16 protein-coding genes and 4 pseudogenes are annotated in these 16,275 nt (G+C 50.3%); 1 reads left to right on the forward strand and 19 read right to left on the reverse strand.

The genetic code is table 11. The annotated features are described in order from the left end of the window. Nucleotide 1: 1 nt before the first annotated feature. From CGZ65_RS01280 to obgE, 7 genes and pseudogenes are all read right to left on the reverse strand, one after another. Entirely contained in the window at nt 2-439 is a 438-nt protein-coding gene (locus tag CGZ65_RS01280) for a tripartite tricarboxylate transporter TctB family protein (protein ID WP_096294533.1), read from the reverse strand. Nucleotides 440-631: 192 nt separating this feature from the next. Further along, a complete protein-coding gene (locus tag CGZ65_RS01285) occupies nt 632-1,633 on the reverse strand; it encodes a tripartite tricarboxylate transporter substrate binding protein (protein ID WP_096294534.1) in 1,002 nt (333 codons plus the stop codon). Between the two features lie 506 nt (nt 1,634-2,139). After that, nucleotides 2,140-3,542: pseudogene (gene cysS / locus CGZ65_RS01290) on the reverse strand (cysteine--tRNA ligase). A gap of 290 nt (nt 3,543-3,832) precedes the next feature. Further along, nucleotides 3,833-4,051, reverse strand: coding sequence for a hypothetical protein (locus tag CGZ65_RS13590; protein ID WP_232507474.1), 219 nt, complete (start codon nt 4,049-4,051; stop codon nt 3,833-3,835). Nucleotides 4,052-4,061: 10 nt separating this feature from the next. Then, nucleotides 4,062-4,517 carry an AAA family ATPase gene (locus tag CGZ65_RS13595; RefSeq protein WP_232507475.1) on the reverse strand — a complete coding sequence of 152 codons (456 nt, stop codon included), beginning with the start codon at nt 4,515-4,517 and terminating at the stop codon, nt 4,062-4,064. 155 nt (nt 4,518-4,672) lie between these two features. Beyond that, nucleotides 4,673-5,185: an AAA family ATPase gene (locus CGZ65_RS13600; protein WP_232507476.1), complete on the reverse strand. Its 513-nt coding sequence runs from the start codon at nt 5,183-5,185 to the stop codon at nt 4,673-4,675. Nucleotides 5,186-5,190: 5 nt separating this feature from the next. Next, a pseudogene (gene obgE, locus CGZ65_RS01305) lies at nt 5,191-6,343 on the reverse strand (GTPase ObgE). A gap of 246 nt (nt 6,344-6,589) precedes the next feature. Here obgE and sodA point away from each other — a divergent pair. Continuing rightward, complete coding sequence (gene sodA / locus CGZ65_RS01310) at nt 6,590-7,210, forward strand: superoxide dismutase [Mn] (RefSeq protein WP_096294535.1); 621 nt, start codon at nt 6,590-6,592, stop codon at nt 7,208-7,210. A 208-nt stretch (nt 7,211-7,418) separates the two neighbouring features. Here sodA and CGZ65_RS01315 read toward each other — a convergent pair whose 3' ends face one another. From CGZ65_RS01315 to CGZ65_RS01370, 12 genes and pseudogenes are all read right to left on the reverse strand, one after another. Further along, complete coding sequence (locus tag CGZ65_RS01315) at nt 7,419-7,907, reverse strand: peroxiredoxin family protein (protein ID WP_096294536.1); 489 nt, start codon at nt 7,905-7,907, stop codon at nt 7,419-7,421. Beyond that, a complete protein-coding gene (locus CGZ65_RS01320; protein WP_096294537.1) occupies nt 7,904-8,290 on the reverse strand; it encodes an acyl-CoA thioesterase in 387 nt (128 codons plus the stop codon). The genes CGZ65_RS01315 and CGZ65_RS01320 overlap by 4 nt, the downstream gene beginning before the upstream one ends. A 67-nt stretch (nt 8,291-8,357) precedes the next feature. Beyond that, on the reverse strand, nt 8,358-8,720 hold the full coding sequence (locus CGZ65_RS01325) for a VacJ (RefSeq protein WP_096294538.1): 363 nt from the start codon (nt 8,718-8,720) through the stop codon (nt 8,358-8,360). 241 nt (nt 8,721-8,961) lie between these two features. Continuing rightward, nucleotides 8,962-9,797 (reverse strand): annotated as a pseudogene (locus CGZ65_RS01330) (MlaA family lipoprotein). After that, a complete protein-coding gene (locus CGZ65_RS01335) occupies nt 9,794-10,072 on the reverse strand; it encodes an STAS domain-containing protein (RefSeq protein WP_096294539.1) in 279 nt (92 codons plus the stop codon). The pseudogene CGZ65_RS01330 and the gene CGZ65_RS01335 overlap by 4 nt, the downstream one beginning before the upstream one ends. Before the next feature lie 61 nt (nt 10,073-10,133). Continuing rightward, on the reverse strand, nt 10,134-10,721 hold the full coding sequence (locus CGZ65_RS01340; protein WP_096294540.1) for an MlaC/ttg2D family ABC transporter substrate-binding protein: 588 nt from the start codon (nt 10,719-10,721) through the stop codon (nt 10,134-10,136). 36 nt (nt 10,722-10,757) lie between these two features. Next, nucleotides 10,758-11,266: pseudogene (gene mlaD / locus CGZ65_RS01345) on the reverse strand (outer membrane lipid asymmetry maintenance protein MlaD). Nucleotides 11,267-11,271: 5 nt separating this feature from the next. Further along, complete coding sequence (gene mlaE / locus CGZ65_RS01350; RefSeq protein WP_096294541.1) at nt 11,272-12,048, reverse strand: lipid asymmetry maintenance ABC transporter permease subunit MlaE; 777 nt, start codon at nt 12,046-12,048, stop codon at nt 11,272-11,274. Nucleotides 12,049-12,114: 66 nt separating this feature from the next. Beyond that, nucleotides 12,115-12,636: an RDD family protein gene (locus CGZ65_RS01355; RefSeq protein ID WP_096294542.1), complete on the reverse strand. Its 522-nt coding sequence runs from the start codon at nt 12,634-12,636 to the stop codon at nt 12,115-12,117. 62 nt (nt 12,637-12,698) lie between these two features. Next, nucleotides 12,699-13,502 (reverse strand): ABC transporter ATP-binding protein, encoded by an 804-nt coding sequence (locus CGZ65_RS01360; RefSeq protein ID WP_096294543.1) that lies wholly within the window; start codon nt 13,500-13,502, stop codon nt 12,699-12,701. A gap of 441 nt (nt 13,503-13,943) precedes the next feature. Continuing rightward, nucleotides 13,944-14,597: an HAD-IA family hydrolase gene (locus tag CGZ65_RS01365; protein ID WP_198345362.1), complete on the reverse strand. Its 654-nt coding sequence runs from the start codon at nt 14,595-14,597 to the stop codon at nt 13,944-13,946. Nucleotides 14,598-15,123: 526 nt separating this feature from the next. Beyond that, entirely contained in the window at nt 15,124-16,113 is a 990-nt protein-coding gene (locus CGZ65_RS01370) for an RluA family pseudouridine synthase (RefSeq protein WP_096296058.1), read from the reverse strand. Between the last annotated feature and the right edge of the window lie 162 nt (nt 16,114-16,275).

The following is a 16,275-nucleotide window of genomic DNA, read 5'->3' on the forward strand; positions in this document are numbered from 1 at the left end:
CTTAACCGAAAAAGCCGACCGGCAGTGGAACATCCAGCAGGCGGTCAAACAGCAGATAAAAGCCTACCCCCAGCGCAATGCCTGAAAGCGCACAAGCCTTGAAACTGCCGCCGAATAATGTGCCGACGGTAAACGCCATCAGCGCGGTAGCCAGCGGAAAGCTGAGCAATTCAAACAAAACGGCATACAGCAACAAAGCCGCCAAGCAAATGCCGAGCTTTTTCAGCATATTGGGGGTGTAGCCCAAGTCGATGACTTCGCTGTTGCGGCGAATGACTAAAAACAGACAGGATACGGCCAGGAGTGACAGGATCAGCACCGGATAAGGGCGCGGACCCAACGGATCATAGCTGATCGGCGCAGTGTAGCCCCATGCCAGATACAGCAGGAACACGGCTGCCGCGAGCAGCAAACCGGAAAAACAGCGTTCGAGATTCATAATATCTCCATATCTCCGTGAAGGATTCATTTTTATGGTTCAGCGAGAATTTCAGACGGCCTTTTTAATGGCTAATCTTATCTTTATGCTGAACATTTATCCCAGAATTGATTTGGTCCGCAAAATAAGCAAATGCTTTTCAGACGGCCTGATGAAAGCCAGCAGGCCGTCTGAAAGCGCAGTGGAACTATTTTATTTGGTGTTCAAATCAAACTCTTTAGATAAAGCGCGCATTTCGTCGGTGGTTTTCACCACGTATTGCTGCAATTCTTCGCCGGTCAATTCAAACGGCAACAAATCGCGGCCGGCACGGATGTCGGCGAATTTCGGGTCTTTCAACATCGCATCGAAGTGGTTTTTCCACCAGTTGAACGATTCGTCAGACACTTTCGGGCCCATGTAGTAGCCGCGGATCACCGGCCACTCTACATCGAAGCCTTGTTCTTTCGCCGTTGGAATGTCTTTCAGCTTACCTTCCAAACGGTTCGGCGAGAATACGGCCAACACGCGGATTTTGCCTGATTCAATGTGCGGCCCCATTTCGGCAATACCGGCGCTCACGACATTGATGTGGTTGCCCAATACCGCCGTAACCGCTTCACCACCGCCTTCCAAGGCTACGTAAGTCATGTCTTTCGGGTTCACGCCGGCCGCTTTGGCCATCATTGCGGTTTGCAGCCAGTCTTGACCACCCACGCTGCCGCCCGCACCGAAGCTGATGGATTTAGGATCTTTTTTCAGTGCTTCAGCCAAATCGTTCAAATTTTTCAAAGGCGATTCGGCATTTACCGCCACCATGCCGTAGTCGGTGCCGACTGCTGCCAACCAGCGCACGTCTTTCTCGGTGTATTGGCCGAATTTGCCTTGTGCCAAGTTCAACAGTGAGCCGGTCGAAAAGGCCACAATCGCATCGCCGTTGGCCGGATCGTTGGCCACGATTTTATTGTAGGCCACCGCGCCCACACCGCCCGGCATGTAGGTCACGCGCATCGGTTTTTTCAGCTGGTCGGTGTCTTTCAAGCCGGTTTGCGCCAGCTTGCAGGTCAAGTCAAAACCGCCACCCGGTTTGGCAGGGGCAATACATTCAGGTTTTTTTGGTTCGCCTGCTTCGGCAGTGTCTTTGTTACAGCCACTCAAGGCTAATGCAGCCAAAGCGGCCAAGCTGATTGCAGCGGTAGTGGATTTGCGGAACATGTAGTTTCTCCTTACTATTGACTATTGAAGTAAAAGCTCGGCAACATCATGTTGCTGTGGCTTCTTTGTTGACAATCTTTGCAAAATTAAAAGAATCATCAAGTCTTGTCAAGAATAGATTAAAAATTTTAAAGCGATTAAACCCATATAATTCAAAGGGAAATAGAAAGTTTGTGTCAGAATTTCAGCAAATAATCAAGATATTTTAAATTTCGTTAAGGTTAAATTGATGATTTTAATGATGGCTGTGCCGGTGTGGTTTTGCATTATGCAGAAGTATTAATTAGAAATAGAACCAAATTTTATGTTGTTGTTTGTAATTGATTTATCGTGATGACATAAAGGCATCAGTGTCAGTGACCATTCGACGGTCACAAAATATTAATATTTTGATGACTTCAGCGGGAGAGATTGCAAAACGCAATCAAAAAGGCTTCGTTTGGGCTGAAAAATATCAGATCAAACGAAGCCTTTACTCAAACGGTTGAATCAGGGTTTGTCAGGTTTTAGCCACGGCGCCAAGTGGTCACACCGGATTTGTCTTCCAGAATAATGTTTTCCGCGGCCAACACATCGCGGATACGGTCGGATTCTGCCCAGTTCTTATCGGCGCGCGCCTGTTTGCGGGCTTCAATCAGTGCTTCGATTTCTCCGTTAGACAGGCCGTCTGAAACGCTGCCGCCTTGTAAAAACTCAGTCGGGTCGCGTTGCAACAGGCCGATGGTGCCGCCTAAATGCTTCAGGCAGGCGGCGAGGTCGGCGTTTTGCGTTTTGTTGACTTCATTTGCCAGCTCAAACAAAACCGCCATGGCCTGCACGGTGTCGAAATCATCATCCATCGCGGCTTGGAAGCGGCGCACATAATCGTTGTCCGCATTAAAGCTTTCAGACGGCATGGTATTTTTCAGCGCGGTGTACAAACGCGTCAATGAGCCTTTGGCATCGTCCAAATGCGCATCGGAATAATTCAGCGGGCTGCGGTAATGCGCGCGCAAAATAAAAAAGCGTACCACTTCGGCATCATAGGCTTTCAACACATCGCGGATGGTAAAGAAATTGCCCAGCGATTTGGACATTTTTTCGCCGTCCACACGGATAAAGCCGTTGTGTAACCAATATTTCACATGGCTTTCAATCGCTTTGCCGCCGTGGTTGTGGCCGCACGAATGGCCGTGCGCACCGACGCTTTGGGCGATTTCGTTTTCATGGTGAGGGAATTGCAAATCCGCGCCGCCGCCGTGAATGTCGAACGTGTCGCCAAAGAGATTTTCACTCATCGCCGAGCATTCGATATGCCAACCCGGACGACCTTGCCCCCACGGGCTTTCCCAAGCCGGTTCGCCCGCTTTAGCCGCTTTCCACAGCACAAAATCCAAAGGATAGCGTTTGAAACCGCCCACTTCCACGCGCTCGCCTGCGCGCAAATCATCCAGCGATTTTCCTGAAAGCTGGCCGTAAGCGGCAAACTCACGCACGGCGTAATACACATCGCCATTCTCCGCCGCATACGCCTTGCCTTTGGCAATCAAGCGCTCAATCATTGCAATCATCTGCGGAATATTTTCCGTGGCTTTCGGCTCGACATCCGGACGCAGCACGCCTAAAGCCGCCGCATCTTCGTTCATCGCTTCAATAAAACGCGCCGTCAACTCGCCGATGGTCTCGCCGTTTTCCGCCGCGCGCACAATGATTTTGTCGTCAATATCGGTGATGTTGCGCACATAAGTGAGCGGATAATCACGCTCGCGCAGCCAGCGCGCAATCATGTCGAACACCACCATCACACGCGCATGGCCGAGATGGCAGTAGTCATACACGGTCATGCCGCACACGTATATGCGCACGTTTTCAGGGTTGATGGGGCGAAAGGTTCTTTTTGACGGGTTAGGGTGTTGTAGATGGTTAGCATGGATTAAGAACTTTCTGTAATCGTCCAAGGTACATCATTCTTTTTTGAGATAGTTGTGATGGCAACACGAGGATCAATGGCTTTCAGTAATTGCTTTAATTTATCTCGTAAATCAGGCAGATCATATATTTGTTTTGTTCTCTTAGGTTGTTTTATGTGTAAGACAACACGAATGTTTTGGCATCTTAAGGCTTTTTCAGCAAAGTTTTTTTCATCGGAACTATTCGCTTGGAATTTAGCTGAAACAATGCCTGCAAGAGTATCTCTTACTTTTTGGGCGATTTCTTCCTCTAAAGGTGGTTTTTGGGATTGCGTTCCCCTTCTCTAAAATCTTTAATTTCACAGAGCCATAATACTTGATCGTTTTCATATGCAATAAAGTCAATGGCCTTATTGCCCTTTGAGCATTTATTTTCAAATTGATTACGATAATGTGACCACTCATCGTATTTGGAGGCCTGATAGTTTTCAGGAAATTCGAATTTTAGTGAGCCTTCAGTAATTGTCATACGTTATCCTTCAAATATCTAAATATCTGTCAGATTGAGCTAAACTTTCATCAAGTGCAACAATTGTATCTAAGTCATACATATCATTCCCTTGTTCTAATTTCACTCCATTATCAGTGGCAATAAGTGAAAAATAACGGCTTGAGAAATTTTTTTCTTTTGATTTGAGGATTTCAAGTTCGCGTAATAAAAATAAAGAATGTGTTGCAATAAAAACCTGAATGCCTTGTTTGGATAGAGCAAAGATAATTTCTGCTGCTACTCTAATCAGTTTTGGATTTAAGTTTGCTTCAGGTTCATCCCAAAAAAGATAGCCTTTATCTAAGAGTGCACCAGTTGAAATGAGACGAGCAATCATGACAAATTTGCGCAGGCCTTCCGCAACTAAAGGAGCTTCAATTTTTCCAGTTTTACTTGTCAGTGACAAATAGAAGCGCCCATTCTCTTCATATACGGTCCCCCCCATAGCTGCTTCAATCGGTTGTAATAATGTTTTAATTTTGTTAAGGCGCGGTCCTTTCGCTAAAGGTAGACTGAGCTGGACACATGTATCAAACCAAGTTTCTTCAAAAGGAATGCTGTTATTTAAATATAATGAATTGAACCAAGGGCATAATGTGATTAGTTCTCTGCTGGGTGGAAAATAGCTGTATTTGTATATTCGGTCTCTTTTAGCCCTATTTTTTCTAATTTTACCTCCGTGGTAGAGGTGGTAGAAAAATTCAGAAGGCTATGAGTATATTGATTTAATTCCAGTGTGATATTGGCTTTAACTCTACCTTGCACTCGCTTTGTTAAGCGACCTAAACCATCTGGTCGAAAGACATTTACCAATTTGTTAGCAAAGCTTTTCTGTAAATCAGTTTTAATTAATCTGTTTTTTTCATTAGAGGTTACTTCTAGTAGGCTGTAAATAAGCTTAAGCAGATGTGTTTTACCACAGCCATTTTCTGCAACAATTACATTAAGATTTTTTGAGAATTCAAAATTTTCGTTCGGTAAAACAGTAAAATTCTCTACTTTCAATGATTTCACATATTCTTTTGAAGACACGATGCTTACTCCAAGTTGATTGTTTTTCGAGTTTTCAGACGGCCTTTCTATCCCGCAGGCCGTCTGAAAACTTTCCATCATTTGACTTATTCCGCCTGAAACACACTGGTATCGGTTTTCGGCTGATTCTCGGCAATTTCCAACGCGGCCGCTGCTTTTTCTGCGGCGGCTTTTTCTGCGTCCAAACGTTTTTTCTCGTTCAAATACATGCTGATTTGGCGCACTAGGTCTTGTGTGCCTTGGTGTGCCAGGGCGCTGATTTTAAACAGGCGCGGGGTGGACATGTCAAATTCGAAGCGGTCATCGGGTGCGGGTAATCCCAGCCGATTTGTTCGAGGAATTTGGCGGTGCGGCGTTCGGCTTCTTCGTCATCGAGCATGTCGAATTTGTTCAGCACCAGCCAGCGCGGTTTGGCGTGGAGTTCTTCGTCGTATTTGCGCAATTCGTTGATGATGGCCAAGGCTTCTTCGGCGGGATTGACGGTTTCGTCAAACGGCGCCAAATCGACCACATGCAGCAACAGGCCGGTGCGCGAGAGATGCTTCAGGAAGCGGTGACCCAAGCCGGCACCTTCTGCCGCGCCTTCAATCAGGCCGGGATGTCGGCCATGACAAAGCTGTTGTTTTCGTCCATGCGCACCACGCCCAAATTGGGGTGTAAGGTGGTGAACGGGTAATCGGCTACTTTTGGGCGGGCAGCGGATACGGCGGAAATCAGCGTGGATTTGCCGGCATTCGGCATACCGAGCAGACCGGCATCGGCTAAGACTTTCAATTCCAATTGTAGCGAACGCGCTTCGCCTTCTTCGCCGGGCGTGGCTTGCTTCGGTGCGCGGTTGACCGATGATTTGAAATGGATGTTGCCCAAACCGCCTTTGCCGCCGCGTGCCAAACAAACGCGCTGGCCGTGGTGGGTCAGGTCGGCGACGATTTCGTCGGTGTCGATGTCGCGAATCAGCGTGCCGACGGGCATGTGCAGGGTGATGTCGTCTGCACCGGCGCCGTAGCGGTCGGCACCGTAGCCTTTTTCGCCGTTTTTGGCTTGATAGCGCTTAACGAAACGGTATTCGACCAAGGTGTTTAAGTTTTCATCGGCTTGAGCCCATACGCTGCCGCCTTTGCCGCCGTCGCCGCCATCGGGTCCGCCGCGCGGCACGAATTTTTCACGGCGGAAACTGGCCGCGCCGTTGCCGCCTTTACCGGCAACAACTTCGATTTTTGCTTCATCAATAAATTTCATTCGATTCTCAATATTTTTAAAAGTTGTTTGGTGTTTCAGACGGCCTATGGGATATCGTTCGGTTTTGAAAGCTGAAAAAGCAGGCCGTCTGAAAAAAATAATGGGTTGAGAGTTATTATAAAGGATAAGTCAAGGGCTTGTGTGCTTATCTTCAGCGTGCGGTTGGGCTTGCATATTTTTTAAATGGAAATTAATATCAATATTATTTAATTGGCTGCACACAACTGCAAAGAGAAAGGAACGCACATGGCTTACACTTTACCCGAACTGGGCTACGCCTACGATGCTTTGGAGCCGCATTTCGATGAAATGACGATGAACATTCACCATACCAAGCACCATCAGGCTTATGTCAACAATGCCAATGCGGCGTTGGAATCGCTGCCTGAGTTTGCCGCTTTGCCGGCGGAAGAATTGATTGCCCGCCTGAAAGAATTGCCGAGCGACAAGCAAACCGTGTTGCGCAACAATGCCGGCGGCCATGCCAACCATTCTTTCTTTTGGAAAAACCTGAAAACCGGCACGACCTTGCAAGGCCGTCTGAAAGAAACCATCGAGCGCGATTTTGGTTCGGTAGACGAATTCAAAGCCGAATTTGAAAAAGCGGCTGCCAGCCGCTTCGGTTCCGGCTGGGCATGGCTGGTGTGGGACGGCGGCCGCCTGAAAGTGGTGTCAACCGCCAACCAGGATTCGCCGCTGATGGGAGAAGAAGTGGCCGGTTGCAAAGGCTACCCGATTATCGGTTTGGACGTGTGGGAACACGCTTATTATCTGCAATACCAAAACCGCCGTCCGGATTACATCAAAGCGTTTTGGAATGTGGTGAACTGGGACGAAGCGGCGAAGCGTTTTGAAGAAAAAGCCTAATGGTTTTGGCAAATTCTTCATCTTTGGCACATTTCTTCGTTATGCCCTGCTTGAAAGCCGGTCTATCTAGGTAATGCCTGCGCTTTTTGTCTGACCTCGCTTCGAACTGTACGCAAATCTGGCGCTTTGCAAAGGTCTTGGATTAATCGCTGATGGATGCAAAAGGCCGTCTGAAACTTCTCCGTTTCAGACAGCCTTTCATCATTACTTATTTCGCCAATTCTTGGTCGATTTCTTGGTAAAGCTTGTTGAAATCCGGTTCGCCGACGAAGGTTTTCAGAATTTCGCCTTTTTTGTTGATGAGCGTGGAAGTCGGGTACACCTGCGTGCTGAAGGCTTTGCCGACGGTGCCGCCTTCATCATACATCACGGTAAACGGTAGGCCGTATTCTTTGACGTATTGATGCACGCTTTCAATCGGGTCAATCGGTTCGGCAATGCCCAATACTTGGAAATCTTTGCCCTGATAATCCTTGGCCATTTTGATGACTTTCGGCATTTCGCTCACGCAGCCGGGGCAGGATGGGAACCAGAAATTGATAAAGGTTACTTTGTCTTGCAGGCTCGCGTTGTTGACCGTTTGGCCTTGCAAATCGGTCAGGCTGAATGCCGGCGCGGATTTGTTGTCGGGAATCAGGATAAAGGCCAGCAATGCGCCGACAATGGCTACGGCGGCGAGGGTAATCAGTTTTTTCATGCGATCAATGATTCAAGTGAGGTTAACAGGTTGTCGGGAAAGCGGATGCTGCGGCCGCTGGCGGCATCGACGGGCATCAGCGTGATGCCGGCTTCGACAGCGTTTTTGCCGCTGTGCACCAACTCGATGGTTTGCGTCATCAGCAGGTGGCGTGCGGTTAATTCTTTGATGTGGCTGTGTACGCGCAATTCGTTGCCGTCAACAGCGGGTCGGCGGTAACGGATGTCGATGCGGGCGACGACCAAATGCACGTTGTCCGGCAGCGATAATAAACCGCGTTGGTCGAAAAACGTCCAGCGCGCTTCTTCGAGAAACTCAAGATAGCGCGCGTGGTTGACGTGGCCGTAGCTGTCGATGTGGTAATTGCGGACGCGGATGTTCATGGGTTTATGAGGCCGTCTGAAAATTTACGGCGATGCAGAAATGTGTTTTCAGACGGCCTGTCAAAGGTTAATTCAAATTCAAGGGTTGGAACGCTTCACGCGCCAATGGCCCGGCTTCCAAGTCGGTGATGACGGTGGAGAGCTGGATATCGAACCATTCGTTGAAAATATCGGCGTGCAAATCCGGCCATTCGCTTTCGTCTTCGCACCAGTCGGCCAGTTCGGCTGCGAAAATGTCCTCAAAGCGCGATTCGATTTCGTCCCATACTTCATCGGAAGTTTCGCACGGACGAACGAGATAGGCATTGGCATCGGCCTGTAAATTTTCCAAAGTCAAATCGGCCAAATGGTTGCCGGGCAGGGATTGCAGCCAGTTCCAAAACGGATCGAGCGGCACGAGTAAAAAGACGCTGCGGTTGACTTCGTACATGATGGGTTCCTTTTGTTGAGTAGAGCGGATGACCCGGTCTTTTTGTTTAGACCGTAACGGAATAATAGCCCAAAGGTGGTGTCATGAAAAGGCCGAAATCTTAACAAAACGCCCATCCGGTGCATTTCTCCATTATGTGATGGGTCAATTTCGAACGGCATTAAATCCGAGGTTTTATAAAATGCTCAGGCCGTCTGAAAGCAATGTATGTTTTCAGACGGCCTGAGAGCTTTAAGGCGAATCAATCCAAGCGGATCATACCGCTGCCGGCCGGCTGGAGTTTTTCCCAGTCGTCTGCCGGTGCGGCGGTATCGGGTTCGGTCGCTTCGATAGGCATGTTTTGCGTGGTGCTGCCGCTGTCGACCAAATCATCGATGTCGATGTCTTCATCGGCACTCTGCACGGTTTGGCCGCCGGTCTGCTGATTGCGCATGCGCATGTACAAATCGCGGGTGTAGCTGTATTTGTCGATGGCGGCACCTTCCAAGCTGTCGGTCAAATCGAGCAGGCTTTCGCGGGTGTTGATGGCGTTGAGTGCGGTGGTGCCCCAGCGGCCGGCGCTGGTTTCAAACACGGCATTCTTCACCGGATAAGCCACGGTCACAGCAGTACCTAAGGTATCGCGCACGGTAGAAGGCCCTAGCAGCGGCACTACAAAGTAATTGCTGTTTTTCCAGCCCATGAAGCCATGGTGTCGCCCAAGGAATTTTTGTTGTTGGGTACGCCGCCTGCGCCTGCTACGTCAATCAAACCGCCCAAACCGAAGGTGGAGTTCAAACCGACGCGCACCAAGTCTTCACTGGCGCGTTTGATGTCGAGACGCAACACGTTGCTGCCGAAGCTGACCACGTCGCGCAGGTTGTTGAAGAAGTTGCTCACGCCGGTGCGCACGGGCTGCGGCGTGACTTTACGGTAGCCGCGGGCAACAGGCGACATGACATATTGGTCGGCTTTATCGTTAAACTTGGATACGGCGCGGTTGTAGGGCTCGTAAGGGTCGGCCGGATTACGTTCGGCAAAGGCCGGTTGGGCAGCGAATAAGCTGATGAGCAGCAGGGAAGCAGCAGTTTTTCTCATGGGGTCACCCAGTCTTTAATTTCGTACAAATCAGTCAGCGCACGCACCGATTCGGGAATGTGGCGCAATTGGACGGCTTTGTTTTTTAAACGCAATGCGGTCAGCAGCAGCGACACACAGGCGGAATCGGCATAGCTGACATGGCTTAAATCCAGCGCGTCGGTTTCTTTCAGACGGCATTGCTGTTCGAATTGGCGGTAGGCTGAATCGGTCACGGTTTTGACGGTAATGTCGCCGCTCAGATACAGCACGTTGTCGCGGATTTCTGAATTCATGAGGTTTTGAGTCTGTGAAGTTTGGCGTAAAAAGGCACGGCTAAAGCCGTGCGCTTAAGGATTATTTGCCGCTGTTTTTGGCTTTCAAGTCGGCAATCAGGCCGTCTATGCCTTTGGTTTTAACGGTTTCGCCGAATTGGTTGCGGTAAACGGTCACCAAGCTTGCACCTTCAACGGCCACGTTGTACACGCGGTAGCGGTTGCCGCTTTGGTAGGTAGTGAAATCCATGTTGACCGGTTTTTCGCCGGCAGCGCTCACTTCGGCACGTACGGTGATTTCTTTACCGTTGCGGGCAACGACCGGATTGTCTTTCACGTTTACTTTGGCATTTTTGAATTTCATCATGGTGCCGGAGTAGGTGCGGATCAACAGGGTTTGGAATTCTTTGGTCAAAGCCTGTTTTTGCGCATCGGTGGCGGTGCGCCAAGGATTGCCCACGGCCAAGGCGGTCATGCGTTGGAAATCAAAATAAGGCATGGCATAGGCTTCGGCTTTGCGGCGGGCGGTGTTGGCATCGCCGCTTTGCAATATGGTCAGAACCTGGGTCGCGTTTTGGCGGATTTGGTTGATGGCATCCGCAGGAGCGGCGGCTAAGCTGATGCTCAATAAACCGATGCCCAAGGCGCTGAAGAAAGCTGATTTTTTCATGTTTGTGTATTCCTAAATTAAAAAATATTGTTGTGTTTATGGGGCCGAATCTGCGTTGCCCGAAGCGGCTGAATCAGAATCGCCGGATTGTTTTTCGGCAAAGCTGGTCATGAATTTGCCGATTAAGTTTTCCAATACCATGGCCGAGCTGGTGACGCTGATGGTGTCGCCCTCGGCCAAATTATCCATGTCGCCGCCCTGCAACAGGCCGATGTATTGCTCCCCAAGAGGCCGGAAGTGAGGATTTGGGCGGAAACGTCCGTGCTGAATTCGTATTGTTTGTCGAGATTCAAGGTTACGCGCGCTTGATAGCTTTTGGGGTCGAGTGTGATGGCGGAAACGCGGCCGACCAATACGCCGGCCGATTTAACCGGCGCATTGGTTTTCAGCCCGCCGATGTCGCTGAAATCGGCATACACGGTGTAGGTTTGTTGTGCACTGCCCATGCCCGTGCCACCTGCTACGCGGAAGGCCAAAAAGCCCAGTGCCGCCACGCCCAGCAAGACAAACAAACCGACCCAAAATTCTAAAATACTTTTTTTCATTGTCGTTACTCAGTAAACATCCATGCGGTTAAAACAAAATCAATCGCCAAAATAGTCAGGGCGGAAGACACCACCGTGCGCGTGCTGGCGCGTAAAATCCCTTCTGAAGTCGGTACGCAGTGAAAGCCCTGGTGCACGGCAATCAAGGTAACAGCCACACCGAACACCACCGATTTAATCAGGCCGTTGACGACATCGTAGCTGATGGTCATGTTGCTCTGCATTTGTGACCAGAAAATGCCGCTGTCCAAGCCCAGCCATTGCACGCCGACCAGATAGCCGCCGAAAATGCCGGCCACGTTGAAAATCGAGGCCAGAAGCGGCATAGAAAACACGCCTGCCCAAAAGCGCGGCGCCACCACACGGGCAACGGGATCGACCGCCATCACATTCATCGCTTCAAGCTGCTCGGTAGTTTTCATCAGGCCGATTTCGCTGGTCATCGCACCGCCTGCGCTGCTGGCAAACAAAATCGCCGCCAATACCGGCCCCAGTTCGCGCAGAAGGGAAGCGGCCACCATATAGCCCAACACATCGGCGGCTTTGAATTTCGCCAATTGCGTATAGCCCTGCAAACCAATCACCATGCCGACAAATAAGCCTGAAACGGCAATAATCAAGACCGACATCACGCCGGCAAAATAAATCTGACGGATGCTCAGGCGCGGGCGGGTAAAAGCCGTGGCCGATTTCGCCAGAATTTGCAGCAGAAACAAGGTGACGCTGCCGAGAGATTGGATAAAGCCCAAGGTTTTTGAGCCGACGGATTGGATAAAATTCATATTTTTAAAACGGTTATCTTTCAGACGGCCTATTCATCAGTCCGTCTGAAAACAGAAAAAGTTCATTTAATGGTCTGGTGCGTTCACGACAATGGTTTTGGCCAGCATGTCTTCCAGCGAACGGCGGTTGTAGCCACGCGAAAGCACCAAAAAAGCATTAATCAAAATGGGCAGGCCGACCAAGCTGTTGATGACATAAATCAACAGTTCGCGCTTGAACACATATTGTGCCGCAGTCAGCTGCCCGCCTGTTGCTTCCAATATCGGCCGAATCTTCATCAGCCTCTTACCGATGGTTTGGCCGTGGCGGCGGATAAAATGAAGCTGCATGCCGAGATAAGCCAGCAGCAACAGAAAAAAAGTGCCCAAGTTGATAAACAAAAACGCATCAGTATCGAGCGTGTATTGGTCGGTCAGGCTGAATACGGCCACCATCACGATAAAACACACCATCGCCAGGCATTGGTTAATCAACACCGCGCCCAAGCGTTTCCATAGTGAAGCCAAGGTCAGGCCGAGTTTGGCTGCGACATCGTTGATGACAACGGCTATGGTGCCGGGGCGGGTTTTATATGGGGTAGAAGGCATTGGCGCCTCCTTATTTTTTCAGCCGGCCTTCTATGGTACACAGGCCGGCTGAATGCGTATTCTTAACCGCCCAATAAATCCTGCTGCAAAGTCGTTTGCGCCGGATAACGGTAGGCCACCGGGCCGTCGGCCAAGCCGCCGACAAACTGCTGTACCCACGGCGAATCGAGTTCGCGCATTTCTGCAGGTGAGCCGCTGAACATGATTTCGCCGTGTGCCAAGAAAATTACTTGATCAACGATTTGCAGTGATTTTTCAATATCGTGCGACACCATCACGCTGGTCGAACGCAGCGCGGTATTGGCGCGGCTGATTAAGTGGGCAATCACGCCCAGTGAAATCGGGTCGAGACCGGTAAACGGTTCGTCATACAGCATAATTTCAGGGTCGAGCGCGATGGTGCGCGCCAAGGCCACACGTCGCGCCATGCCGCCGGAAAGTTCGGACGGCATCAATTTTTCCACGCCGCGCAAACCGACGGCGTTAAGTTTCAGTAACACCAAATCACGAATCACCGCTTCAGGCAGCTTGGTCAGTTCGCGCATCGGAAACGCCACGTTATCGAACACGGTCAAATCGGTAAACAGCGCGCCGTGTTGGAATAAAACGCCCATACGGCGGCGGTGCTCATGCAATTCGGCGGCGGAAAACTCGGCCAAGTCGCGACCTTCAATCAATACCTGCCCCTGCTGCGGGTGAATCTGGCCGGTAATCAGGCGCATCAGCGTGGTTTTACCGCTTCCCGAGCCTCCCATTACGGCTGCAAACGCCCCCTGTGCAATCGTGAAATTGATATTGCTCAGAATCAGGCGGCCGCCATAGGCAAAAGCCACGTCTTTCATTTCGATAAAGGGCGTCGGGTTCATAAGACAGCGTGCGGTTTGGATGTATTTTAATTACTTGATATTTTAATACTTCTGCCGGTTTAGGGCAATTTCAGACGGCCTCAAAGCCTTTCATGGTTTGTTAAAACGCGTGAAAAGACAAGGTGCGGGCAGATTTCGGCGGGTGGTAGCCGTACAACAGCATGCATCTGTGTATGTAATTGGGTGTCGGTTTTGCGGACAAAAATAAAGTTTTCTTATGATGAGGCGAATACAAAAAAGGCCGTCTGAAACATTGTTTTTCAGACGGCCCGAGTGCTTTGCAAAATCCCCGTCTGTGGTACATTTTTTCGATTATGCGCTGCTCGGAATCATGCCTATCTTTTTGATAATATGCCTGAGCTTTATGTACTGCTTGAACCGGGCCTGCACTTAAATCTGGGATTGGCAAAAGTCTCAGCTGTTTATTGTTCGCAATCCGGTTTACAAAGCCGCCAAAAAATCCGGTAAAGCAGACAAATTCGGCAAAATCGCCAAATGCGGGCTGGTGCGCAGTTTTTCTTCCGTATGCGCGCCGGTGGTGACCGCAATCGCCGGTGCCCCCGCGTTGGCGGCCATGTCCAAATCATGTGTGGTGTCGCCGATGACAATGGTTTCGGACGGCATTAAACCGAGCTCGTCACATAATTTCAACACCATATCCGGCGCCGGTTTTGACGGCTGTTCGCTGGCGCAGGTGGTGGCCAGCCAAAAGTCGGCAGTACCGGTTTGGGCGATGGAGTTGTCCAAACCCGTGCGGCCTTTGCCGGTGGCCACGGCCAGCCAATAGCCTTGCGCTTTCAGCGTTTCCAAGCAGGGGATGGCATCGGGGAACAGGGTCATGTTGCGGTTGTTCGGGTTTAAGTAATGCGCGGCATAGGTTTCGATGATTTCTTCCTGTTGGTGCAAGTTCAAATCCGGCGCAAGGCGGCACACGATGGTCGGCAGGTTGTAGCCGATAAGCGGACGGATTTGGTCGGCTTCGGGTGCGGCGTGACCGTTTTCGGTAAAACTTTCCTGCACGGTGGCGATAATCGGCAGGGTGGTGTCGGCCAGCGTGCCGTCCCAGTCGAAAATGACGAGTTTCGGTTTCATAATCGGTTCCTTTGTTTCAGACGGCCTGAAATCACGGGCATTCAGATATTTAAGGATGTTGCAAAAGTCTCGAGGCCGTCTGAAAAGCCCATCCCATCTGCTTATATTTTCGTACCTCTGGGCCGCATAAACGGCCCAAGGAACGGCATAACCGGCAGCATAATCAGATCGCCGGCAATGGCAAACGGAGTCAGAATCATTGCCGAGGCAACACCTGCACCGCTTAGTCCGTAGTTACCTCTTTCGCGTTCAACACAGACGGCTTCGGGCGTGATGTCGGTCACATGGGGCGTTTTTCAGCGAGCATCACCAAGCGGTTGGGCGGCAGGTTTTTGCTGTCGGGTTGGGCGAGGCCGAAAGAATAGATGTTTTCATCCTTGATGGTGGTTTCAGGCAGCGCGTCGATGTTGTCTAACGCGCGGCTGGTTAAATGGCAGCCGGAGAGGGCAAATGTGGCCGATACAGCTACCGATGGCTTGGATAAAGTGGATTTTTTCAGGAAAGGTCGCCTTTGTTTTATTTGTCTTTTTCAGACGGCCTGATGCTGATTGTCCAACATCACGATAAATTGCGTCAATTCCTGCGGCAAGTCGGCTTTTAAAACCAGTTTTTCACCCGTGAGCGGATGGTCTAAATGCAGCTCGCAAGCGTGGAGAAACATGCGCTTGAGGCCGAGTTTTTGCAGGCGTTTGTTGGCTTGGTAGTCGCCGTAGCGCTCGTCGCCGGCAATGGGGCTGTGTTGTGACTGCATGTGCACGCGGATTTGGTGGGTGCGGCCGGTTTTGAGCGCGGCTTCGACCAAAGTAAGCGCAGACAGGCCGACTTGGTGCAGCAGGCCGTCTGAATAGCGTTTGAGTACGCGGAAGATGGTGTGCGCCGATTGGCCTTCATCACTCACGCGCACCATTTTTTCGCCTTGTGCGCCGGTGTATTTGAACAATGGCAGTTTGACGTGGAAACGGTCGTTGTTCAGACGGCCTACACCCAATGCCAGATAGATTTTTTTCGGGTGGTCGTTACGGATCATTTCGTGCAGTTTCACCAAGGCGCTGCGTTTTTTGGCAATCATGAGCAGGCCGCTGGTGTCTTTGTCGAGGCGGTGCACCAGTTCCAGATATTTGGCTTCGGGGCGGGCTTGGCGGATTTGTTCGATCACGCCGAAACTCACGCCGCTGCCGCCGTGTACCGCTACGCCCGAAGGTTTGTTGATGACCAACAAGGCATCGTCTTCATAGACAATTTCAAATTCGCGCGCGGGAGTCGTTGGGGCGGTTTCAGACGGCCTTTGTTTTTCGGCAATGCGGATGGGCGGAATGCGTAAAACTTGGCCGGCTGCGATGCGGGTGTCGGGCTTGCAGCGCTTTTTATCCAGCCGCACTTCACCGGCGCGGATAATGCGGTGAATATGGCTTTTCGGCACGTCCTTGAGAATTTTTATCAGATAGTTATCAAGACGTTGGCCTGCTTCGTGTTCGGTAAGGGTAATTTGGCTGACTGAATCTTTGCGTATTGGGTGCATTTTCTCTATAATCCAAACATTCGTTTTCACCGTTTTGCAAACGGCGCGCGGCAACATAAAATTACAGCTGCTGCCGCAGGGAAAATCCCTTCCGGAAAACGGATTTACTGTTAAAAATAGATTTTATATTAAAAACGCACTCTACAAAGCATTTCCTTCTGT

The organism is Neisseria weixii (genome assembly GCF_002327085.1).
Taxonomy (GTDB): Bacteria; Pseudomonadota; Gammaproteobacteria; order Burkholderiales; family Neisseriaceae; genus Neisseria; species Neisseria weixii.